Consider the following 614-nt stretch of genomic DNA (forward strand, 5'->3'; position numbering starts at 1 on the left):
GCATTTGTAGATAAATTCGCAAGGTGTATAAATACTTGCGAATTTATCTACAAATGCTTCTGTTGGTGCTTTTTGTTCCTGTGCTTCTTCCAAGAAAGTTATTCAGCTAACGGGTGCTTTTGTTTAATAAAAATTCTACTAATCTAGTATAATTGTTCTTCTTTTGTCTATACTGTCTATTAATATGGTATAGATGGGAGAGAAAGAGGAATGATCTTAACTGATGTATGGAGTTTATATAAGGCAGATAAGCAAATCCAAGGTTATTCATCACAAACATTAAAGGCGTATAACGTCCAATTTAACTTGTTAGTGAATAGTTTTGAAAATATATCCATTCAAGAACTTTCAACTAATTCTCTTAAAGTTTATCTGGGAAAAGCAGCTGAAAAGCTTAAGCCATCCAGTCTGGGGCATAGAATTCGATTTATTAAATCTTTATTTAGATGGGCTCAGGATGAAAATTTAATTAATGGAAATCCTGCATCAAAAATAAAGGAACCAAAAGTAGAATTAAGGGTTCCAAAATACTTGTCTGAAGAGGAAATTGAACATTTGCGGGAAGCTTGTCATACAACATTCGAAAATGCTTTATTTGAGTTTATGTATTCAAC

1 protein-coding gene is annotated in these 614 nt (G+C 32.1%); it reads left to right on the forward strand.

Annotated features, from left to right (window positions below):
• Window positions 1–210: 210 nt before the first annotated feature.
• Window positions 211–614, forward strand: a 404-nt coding sequence (locus AC1DUW_RS31835) for a tyrosine-type recombinase/integrase (protein WP_477644579.1), incomplete at its 3' end; no start/stop codon positions are given.

It is taken from the genome of Peribacillus sp. P4_C12, from assembly GCF_056402095.1.